2 protein-coding genes are annotated in these 10,371 nt (G+C 44.9%); both read left to right on the plus strand.

Features of this window, described 5'->3' with window-relative positions; all coding sequences use genetic code 11:
• Positions 1–63 precede the first annotated feature (63 nt).
• The gene (locus ACP2WE_RS02820) at positions 64–5,268 is read left to right on the plus strand and encodes a PAS domain S-box protein (protein WP_425214072.1); all 5,205 of its coding nucleotides are present in this window, start codon (positions 64–66) and stop codon (positions 5,266–5,268) included.
• A 558-nt stretch (positions 5,269–5,826) separates the two neighbouring features.
• Positions 5,827–10,365: a PAS domain S-box protein gene (locus ACP2WE_RS02825; RefSeq protein WP_425214073.1), complete on the plus strand. Its 4,539-nt coding sequence runs from the start codon at positions 5,827–5,829 to the stop codon at positions 10,363–10,365.
• Positions 10,366–10,371 lie beyond the last annotated feature (6 nt).

Genomic DNA, 10,371 nt, shown 5'->3' on the forward strand with positions numbered 1-10,371 from the left:
AGATGTCCGAGTTGATTCATAAAATATTTTGAAATATTAAGGATAGCTGTTAAGTAGCTTTTGATGAAACATGAATCGTTAAGCAAACACTCGTCTCGACCTCGCATCCCTCTAAGGTGGGTGTTGATCGTTCCGTTTGTGGTGCAAATTGTGGGGGCAGTGGGATTGGTGGGCTATCTTTCCTATCGCAGCGGACAGGTTGCTGTAGAAAACTTGGCAAATCAGGTGATGCGAGAAACAGGCGATCGCATCGATCAAAACCTGAGTAGCTATTTACGCAAACCCATAGAAATCAGTCAAAATAATGCCGCCGCTCTCAAACTTGAAATTCTGGACTGGCAAAATTTAGCAACGGTAGAGCGATATTATTGGCAGCAATCGCAAATCTACACGGATGTGTCGGCGCTGGCGATCGCAACGGAACAGAAAGATATTTTAATCGTAGAGAAATTAGATGATGGTTCCCGTGCGATCCGACTGAGAGATAAAACCACAAATTATAATTGGGATAATTACCTTGCAGATAGTGAAGGCGATCGCGTCCAACTCCTGCGGCGATCGACCACCTACGACCCTCATAATGACCCGCCAAATAACCCTTGGTACGTGCGCACAAAACAAGCAGGGCGATCGATCTGGCAGATCAGTGTTTCGCTAGCTAACCCTAATAAACCTGCCTTGGTTGCAGTCAATTTTCTACCGTTTTTCGATCGCCAAAATACCTTCCAAGGGGTGGTGGGAACGGCAGTTTCTTTGAATCAATTGGGTGATTTTCTCCGAAAGTTAAAAATCGGCAAAACAGGACAAGCATTTATTGTCGAGCGTAACGGGCTCATGATTGGAACTTCAACAGGAGAAATCCCTTTTCGCCAAGGTTTACTTGCTCCCTTGACCTCAGAGAATGTTATTAAAAATGTCGATCCTACAAATCGCCGACTCAGTATTGTCAGCAGTCAGAATTCCTTGACCCAAATCATTGCCCAGAAACTGATAGAGCGCTTTGGTAGCTTAGCTTCTATTAAGGAAGAGCTACAGTTTCGGGTTGAAAGTAGCGGTCAAAGCTATTTTGTGCGTATTTTTCCTCTCAAAAGGGAACCAGACGATCGAGATTTAGACTGGTTAGCAGTTGTGGTTATCCCTGAATCTGACTTTATGGCAGAAATTCAGGCAAATGCAAACTGGACAATTCTCTTTAGTGGAATTACGCTTTTGATTGCTTCGGGAGTTGGTTTGCTAACGGCGCGATGGATTGCGCGTCCGATTTTGCGCTTGAGTCGTGCCAGTCAAGATTTAGTCAGCGGACATTTAGGGCGAGAATTACCTGAGAGCAGTGCGATCGCTGAGCTAAACACCCTTTCGGACTCATTTGCCCAAATGGCAAAAAAACTCCAAGGAGCCTTACAGGAGTCAGAAGAAAAATTTGCCAAGATATTTCGTGCTAGTCCCGATCCGATCTCGATTGTGAGTCTTACGGATGGTACTTATCTCGATGTCAACGATGAATATTTGGCATTCACGGGCTATACGCGTGAGGAAATTGTCGGACGGACGACACGTGAAATCAACCTAGTCAAAAATCCCGCGCAAATTCAGGAAATAATTGACTTGTTGCGAGTGCATCGATCGGTTCGGAACTTTGAAATTGAAGGTTGTGTCAAGTCTGGAGAAGCGATCGCAGGCTTGGTGTCTTTAGAAGTTCTAGAACTAAATGGACAGCCCTGCGTTCTTTCCGTATTTAAGAATATTAGCGATCGCAAACGGGCAGAGGCTTTAGTACGTCAAAGTGAGTCCAGAAATCGGGCGGTTTTATCAGCAATACCTGACTTGATGTTTCAGGTTAGCGCTGAAGGTGTCTATTTAGACTGTTTCCCTTCCAGTACAGTCAAGGATTTGATTGTAATTGATACCAACCCAGTGGGAAAACATCTAACAGAAGTATTGCCACTTGAACTTGCCGAACGCAAACTCAGCTATATCCAGCAGGCATTATCAACTGGAGAAATCCAACTCTACGAGCAGCAACTGCAAATCGATGGCAGCATTCAATATGAAGAGGTAAGGATTGTCAAGATTAACGATCGCGAAGTTCTGACCATGATCCGAAATGTTACCGATCGCAAGCAGACCGAAGCCCAACTAGCGCATAGCGAAGCAACCAATCGTGCTATTCTACATGCGATTCCAGATCTGCTTTTGAGAATTGGACGGAATGGTTCTTGCTATGACTTAATTTTGCCTGTAAACGAAGCATCTGGGACTTATCTCCCGATCGTAAGTCACCTCTCAGAAGTTTTACCGCCAGACTTGCTAAACTTTGAGTTACAACAAATTGAACGAGCACTTTCCACAGGAGAGTTACAAATTTGGGAACATCAAATTCTCAAGTATGGCAAACCCTGTGATGAAGAGGTGCGGGTGTCACCCTGTAGTGACGATGAATGCTTGGTAATTGTCAGAGATGTCAGCGATCGCAAGCAGGCAGAGGCTTCACTCCGTAAAAGCGAGTTCAGAAATCGGGCGATTTTAGAAGCAATACCCGACTTGATGTTTCATATTAGCGATGCTGGGATCTATCTCGATTATTTCCCGACAAATCAATCGAAAGATCTGATTATGTTGGGGTCAGATCTGATTGGCAAACATCTTTCAGAAGTTTTGCCTCTAGAACTTGCCGAACTCAGAATGAGCTATATCCAGCAAGCATTGAGTGTGGGCGAAATCCAAATCTACGAGCACCAACTTCAAGTCGAAGACAAGCTGCAATATGAAGAAACAAGGATTGTCAAAATCAAAGAACGAGAAGTCTTGGTGATGGTTCGGAATATTAGCGATCGCAAACAAGCTGAACTGGCTTTACAGCAAGAGTTACTGCGGCGATCGGCAATCTTCAATGCATCTTCAGATGGCATCCACATTTTAGACTTAGAAGGCAATTTGCTTGAATCTAACGACAGATTTGCGCAAATGCTAGGCTACACACCTGCTGAAATTGCTAACTTTAATGTCGCTGATTGGGATGCTCAATGGACTCGTGAAGAACTTCGCCAAGTTCTCAATGATATGTCGTTCAATGACCGTACGTTTGAAACGCTTCATCGACGCAAAGATGGCTCTATATTTCCTGTTGAGATTTCTCGACGAGCAATGGAGTGGCAAGGAGAATTTATTCTTGTTAATATTTCGCGCGATATTAGCGATCGCAAACAGGCAGAGTTAGCCCAGCAAGAAAGCGAACGTCGCTATGCCACTTTAGCTGCTGCTGCTCCCGTGGCGATTTTTCGGTTCGATCTGCCTTTGCAATGTATTTATGTGAACGAACGCTGGAGCGAGATGACTGGTAGATCGGTAGAAAGTGCATTGGGAGCAGGATGGCTAGAAGCTTTGCATCCAGACGATCGCGATTACCTGTTCGGACGATGGGTGGAAGGCTTCGAGCAAGCCCCTCCAGGCAGTCAAGTATTTAATGCAGCGGAGGGCAGACACCTGCGCCCAGATGGTAGCATTAATTGGTTTTACGTACAGGTAGTCCAAGAAATCGACACGAACGGTGCGGTGGTTGGATATGTGGGAACCTTGACGGATATTACCGATCGCAAGCAAACTGAAATCGCTCTGAGAGAAAGTGAAGACAAGCTCAAAGAGGCTTATGCTGAGGATAACGCCCTGTTTGCGGCGATGAGCGATGTCGTATTGGTACGTAATGCAGAAGGACGTTGTCTCAAAGTCGCAACCTCAAATCCCACAAATTTATTGGGAAAATCTGAAGAGGTACTCGCGAAGTCTATCTATGAAGAACTGCCAAGGCAACAAGCAGACATTATTCTTGGTGCCATTCGCCAAGCTTTAGAGACAAGACAACCTGTAAATTGTGACTACTGCTTAGAAATTAGTGGTAAAGAAGTTTGGTTTACTGCCAGTATCTCTGCGATCGCGGAGGATAGGGTAATCCAGATTGCCCGAGATATTACGGAACGCAAGCAAGCAGAATTTGCCTTAGCAAAAGCCAAGGAAGCCGCAGAGTCAGCAACCAAAGCCAAGAGTGAGTTTCTCGCCAACATGAGTCACGAAATTCGCACGCCGATGAATGGTGTCCTTGGCATGGCAGAACTGCTGGCATACACCGATTTGAGTGAAGAGCAAGAAGATTTTGTGCAGACGATTCGAGATAGTGGTGATGCCCTTCTCACGATTATTAACGATATCCTTGACTTCTCTAAGATTGAGTCAGGTAAGTTTGAGATCGAGGTCTGTGATTTCAATCTGACCGATTTGCTCAAATCCGTCTGCAATCTCTTGAGCAGCCAGGCAAATGATAAAAATCTTCTCCTGCAATACTCTATTTCTCCCGATCTGCCTGACTCCTTTGTAGGAGATGCTTCCCGTATTCGCCAAGTATTGCTGAACTTGATCGGTAATGCGATCAAGTTTACAAAGCAAGGAGAAGTGTTGGTAGAAGTTCGCTATCATCCTGCATCTCTCGTCTTCGATCCTCTAGGTACATGCTGCTTACAGTTTGCGGTTAAAGATACGGGTATCGGCATTGAGCGCGATCGCATGGACAGGTTATTTCAGCCCTTTACCCAGGCTGATGCGTCAATCAGCCGTCAATATGGAGGTACTGGCTTAGGGTTAGCGATTAGTAAGCGCCTTGTCGAGTTAATGGGAGGCACAGTTTGGGTCGAGAGCTTAGGACATGTCGGAGGCGATCGTCCAATCGATTGGACGATCGCCTCTTCTAGTGGTAATACGATGGGTTCGACCTTCTACTTTACGATCGCGGTGACATCAAATGTAGCGGAAACACACCCTATGGTATGTCTTTTGTCCCCTAGCGATCGACAAGTTGTTGATATAACCATGGCTAAAAAGTTTCCCTTACAGATATTGTTAGTGGAAGATAGTCACTTCAACCAAAAGATTGCCTGTCTGATGTTAAAAAAACTAGGCTATCAAGCGGATGTTGTCAACAATGGACGAGAAGCCCTCAATTTACTGCAAGAAAGGCAATATGATGTCGTTCTGATGGACTTACAAATGCCAGAGATGGATGGGTTAACAGCGACGAAAGCAATCCGCAAAGAATCAACCGATCCGAGTTTGCCTTGGATCGTGGCGATGACAGCCAATGTATTACCCGAAGATCGCCAAAAGTGCATTGCCGCAGGTATGAATGACTATATTAGTAAGCCCATTCGGATTGAAGAAATTATTCGTGCCCTGACCCTCTCTTTTCAGAATATCAAAATGCAAAACAATCTAACCCCTTGACTTGAAGGACAGTTTAGACAGCGCAATTCCAACCATTCCTAGCTCATTTCCAAAATTTACATTTTTGGAACTTTCTTATTCCAAATTCATCCAGAAAGTAGAGAGAATTCACAAATTGTTTCTACCTAAGCAGTCTAATAGAATTGCTATAGCGATCGCTTTTCCACTCGCTCAAAGCCAAGTCTATTGCCCGATCTGCGATCGCAACGTTACAATCTGCTGCGATCGCGTTAATCTTTACCGCCAGAAAGAAATGTATGCTCGATCGAGAGACTGCTCAGATTTCTCCACACCAATTGACTTTAGAATCTAGCAACAGAATTTTAAGTAAACGATCGCTTTCGTAAAGCTACGTATCGATTTCGAGACTATGGCACAATCAAGTGAGAGATTGTAAATCATGAAGGGATAGCAACCTTTTGTCTCATCATCCGAACGATTTAGGCAAGTACTTAAATCAGGTACTTAAATAGGAACAGTAGCGCTAGTAACGGTCTGAGAATATTTTTATAAAAAAGGTATCTTTTTTTTGCTGGAGGGGCAACGTAACTGATTCACATGGTTTTGTCTAACTCACCCAAACGCCTTTCTTTCGATCGCATCTCTCTACGGTGGGTGCTGATCGTTCCGTTTGTGGTGCAAATTGTGGGGGCAGTGGGGCTAGTAGGCTATCTTTCCTATCGCAGCGGACAAGCAGCCGTAGAAAACTTGGCGCAGCAAGTGATGGATCAGGCAACTAACCGAATTTGCGATCGCCTCGACACAACCCTGCAAAGACAACAGCAAATCGTAGCGATCGAGCATCGAGCTTTTCAGCAGGGGCGGCTCAACCTCAAGGACTTCGAGCAAATGCGCGCCCAGTTTTGGCAGCAGCTCGAATTTTCTCCGACCCCATCATCGATTGTCTTTGCTAATGAGCGAGGAGAATTGATTGGCTACGATCTGGTCTACAGCCAAGAGATGGTTCGACAAGTTGAAAAGATCTCTGGAGAAAAACTAGAGATCGGAACGCAAGTAGTTAGCGAAATCACACCCAAAGAACCCTTCTTAAGAAAGTTTTATCTCGTTGACGAACGGGGCAGAGCAAGGAAGTTACTCTATACGCAAGCGATCGATGTACGTACCACACCTTGGTATCAAGCTGGAAAAGCAGCTAAGCAACAAACATGGTCGCCGATTTTTGTTTATCGGGTATTACCCACATTGGGCATTACTTCCATAGCACCTGTCTATGATGCTACTGGAAAATTTGAGGGCTTATTTATCAGTAATATCGAACTATCTGGAATCAGCACCTTTTTAAGTAAGCTAAATTTCTCACCCACTGGACAAACATTTATCCTCGAACCTTCTGGTGACCTAGTGGCGACATCTACCTTAGAAATTCCCTATCTCAAACAGCCCAAGGGTGTGCCGATAAGGTTACCCGCTACAGAGAGTCAAGATGCGCGGACAAAGGCGATCGCCATACAACTCAAGCAGCAATATGGCGATCTGCACCAAATCCAGTCCCATCAGCGCTTAAAAGTCATGGTTGATGGACAAAAGCTGTTCGCACAGGTCGATCGCTACCAAGATAAATACGGTCTAGATTGGTTGCTCGTGACCGTAATTCCCGAGTCTGACTTTATGTCAGAAATTCAGGCAAATACCAATCAGACCATTTTCTTAAGTGGAATCACACTATTGATCGCAACGGGAATCGGGCTGTTAACTACACGTTGGATTGCTGCTCCCATGCAACGCCTTAGCAAAGCCAGTCAAGACCTAGCGGATGGAAGTTTTGGGCAGACATTACCAGAAAACCATGCGATCGCTGAGTTACAAGTACTGACGCGATCGTTCAATCAAATGTCAGAGCAATTGCAAACATCTTTGGAGAGTAAAATTGCCAAGGAGACATTAGAGCAAACCGATGCACAATATCGCTCCTTGTTAGCCTTGATTCCTGTGGGAATTTTTCGGGACGATCTCCAAGGGAACTGTATCTACGCCAACGAAAAGACCTTGCAATTGTCTGGCGTATCTTTAGAAGGCTACTTGGGTAATGCTTGGCTTGAAAGGTTGCATCCAGACGATCGAGAGATGGTAAAAACCAATTGGTATGCCTTTGTCGAACGGGCTAAGGTCGATCGCCAAGCAATCTATCAAATGGAAAGCCGCAGGCAGCGACCAGACGGTTCCATTGTTTGGGTTCTGTCTCAGGCGGTAGCAGAGAGAAATCAAGCGGGTGAAGTCGCAGGCTATCTTGGCACGACAACGGATATTACCGATCGTAAGCAAGCGGAAATTGCCCTGCGCGAATCGGAAACTCGATTTTCGACCATTTTTCATACCAGCCCCGATCCGATCTGGATTGCTACGCTCGCAGAAGGATTATGTTTGGATGTGAATGACAGTCTATGCCAGTTCTTAAATGCTCCCCGTGAAGAGATTATCGGAAGAACCTGTGTAGAATTTGGTTTGTGGGAAAATCTGGAGAATCTGCATCACTTCAGACAAACGTTGATTTTGCAGAGGAAGATCCAAAATTTTGAGGTAAAGGTTCGCACGCGATCGAATCAACTTAAGACGGTATTGATGTCTGCGAGAGCAGAATGGCTGGATGGGCAAGATTGCGTAATTGGCATGATGAAGGATATCAGCGATCGCAAACGGGCTGAAGAGGCGCTCAGCGAATCGGAGAACCAACTTCGCAATCTATTTGCTGGCATGAAGGATTTTATCTTTGTCCTAAATAGCGAAGGGAGGTACCTCAAGGTCGCTCCTACGCAATCTAATATTGAAACGAATGGTTTCAATAAGATCGATCGAACTTTGCACGAGCACTTCCCTCCCTCCATAGCCGATCGCTTTTTAGAAACCATTCAGCAAGTCCTGAAGACCCAAGAAAGTACAGAGCTAGAATATTGTATAGAATTGCAGGGTAGAGAATTATGGTTTTCTACCATTGTGTCACCTTTAAGCTATGAATCTGTATTGTGGGTCGCTCGTAATATCAGCGATCGCAAACAAGCAGAATCAGCATTAGATAAGTCTCAGACCCAACTCCGAGATGCCTATGCCGAGCTGAATGCCTTGTTTAATGCCATGAGCGATACGGTATTGGTTCGTAATACTGAAGGGCGTTGTCTTAAGGTTGCACCGACCGACTTGACAAATTTGGGCAGAAAGCCAGAAGAAATTATTGAAAAGTCAATCTATCAAGAACTCCCACAAAAGTCTGCAGATATTATTTTACAGAGCTTGCAGCAGTCACTCGTGCAAAAAAAGACCGTGAACTGCGACTACAGCATAGAAATCAACGGGAAAGAAATATGGTTTGCAGCGAGTATTTCTCCAATTTCTGAAGATACTGTAATCCAAATTTCAAGGGATATTACCGATCGCAAACAAGCAGAGCTTGCCTTAGCGCAAGCCAAAGAAGCCGCAGAGGTTGCCAATAGAGCTAAGAGCGAATTTCTAGCTAATATGAGCCACGAAATTCGCACGCCGATGAATGGTGTTTTGGGAATGGCAGAACTGCTTTCCTATACAGAGCTTACCAACGAGCAGCAAGATTTCGTGCAAACCATTCGAGACAGTGGTTCTGCACTTCTCACGATCATTAACGACATCCTAGACTTCTCAAAAGTTGAATCAGGAAAGCTTGAGATTGAAGAAAAACCATTTAATCTATCGGATCTGGTAAAGTCAGTCTGCAATCTGTTGAACGGTCAAGCCAAGCATAAAGCGATCGCGCTGAAATATGCGATCGCACCCGAAATTCCTACTACCTTGGTTGGGGATGAGAACCGCCTGCGCCAAGTGCTGATCAACCTCATTGGGAATGCAATCAAATTTACGAACGTTGGTGAAGTGCTTGTAGCGGTTAGCTATCGGCAAGAATTATCTAGCCACCCGCAGTCAGCGATCGCAGATCGCCTAGACAACGGAAAGGCTAATGGCTTGGTGCTCAATGCTCGAGGATTCCTACAGTTTGCGATTAAAGATAGCGGTATCGGTATCGAGAGAAAGAATATAGATCGGCTGTTTCAAGCATTTACACAGGCTGATGCTTCCTTTAGTCGCAAATATGGAGGTACAGGGCTAGGATTGGCAATCAGCAAGCATCTAGTTGAATTAATGGGAGGCACAATTTGGTTAGAGAGTCTCGGTGCTATCGGAGGAAATCCTCCCTTAAACTGGAAATCCGATCGACATGCAGAAGGTTCGACTTTCTATTTTACAATTGCCGTGTCGGTCATTTCAGCGATCGCACCAAAAGCAAAAACTAGCGACAATCTGATGCCCATCGATTCTGCGATCGCTCAGAGATGGCCCTTACAGATTTTGTTAGTCGAAGATAGCCCGATCAATCAAAAACTAGCCTGCTACATGTTAAAAAAACTAGGCTATGGCATTGATGTCGCGCATCACGGACGCGAATGCATCGAGAAATTGAAGGAGCGAAGCTATGAGATCATTCTGATGGACATGCAAATGCCTGAAATGGATGGTTTAACCGCAACTGAAATTATCCGAAGAGAAGTAAAACATCCAAATCACCCTTGGATTGTAGCGATGACTGCCAATGCCTTACCTGAAGACCGACAAAAATGTATAGCCGTGGGCATGAATGACTATATCAGCAAGCCCATTCGGATTGATGAAATCATGCGCGTCCTGAGGCAATATATTGAAGTAAAAAACAGCGGAACTGATCTATCTACTTCTAGTCAGGCTTCTGAAGGTGCGTCCTATGGACTCGATATGTCCTATTTCCAAACCTTGAACATCGCTCCAGGACAGAATCTCTCAAAGGTTGAAATGTATCAGATTCTCAGTCTGATCGTTCATGATGCGGATGTTTCATTCCAAGCAATTCAATCGGCAAGAGCTGAACAGAATGCGGCTCAAGTTTCCTTTCATGCGGATTCGCTCAAAAGTATCGGTGCCATGTTTCGCGCAACCGCCTTAGTAAAATTGTGTGACGAGCTAGAGACGATGGCAAAATCAGGAACAATAGGGTTTACAGCGGTGTGGTGGCAAGATTTTGTTACAGAGTACGAACGATTTGCTCAGGCACTGCAACAAGCACATCAGGGCTATGATTAATTTTAG

It is taken from the genome of Tumidithrix helvetica PCC 7403 (genome assembly GCF_965232925.1).
Lineage (GTDB): Bacteria > Cyanobacteriota > Cyanobacteriia > Pseudanabaenales > Pseudanabaenaceae > Tumidithrix > Tumidithrix helvetica.

What these genes read in the sequence shown, in the direction of transcription:
- ACP2WE_RS02820 (WP_425214072.1), top strand. Translation starts at nt 64, where the DNA reads ATGAAACATGAATCGTTAAGCAAACACTCGTCTCGACCTCGCATCCCT.
- ACP2WE_RS02825 (WP_425214073.1), top strand. Translation starts at nt 5,827, where the DNA reads ATGGTTTTGTCTAACTCACCCAAACGCCTTTCTTTCGATCGCATCTCT.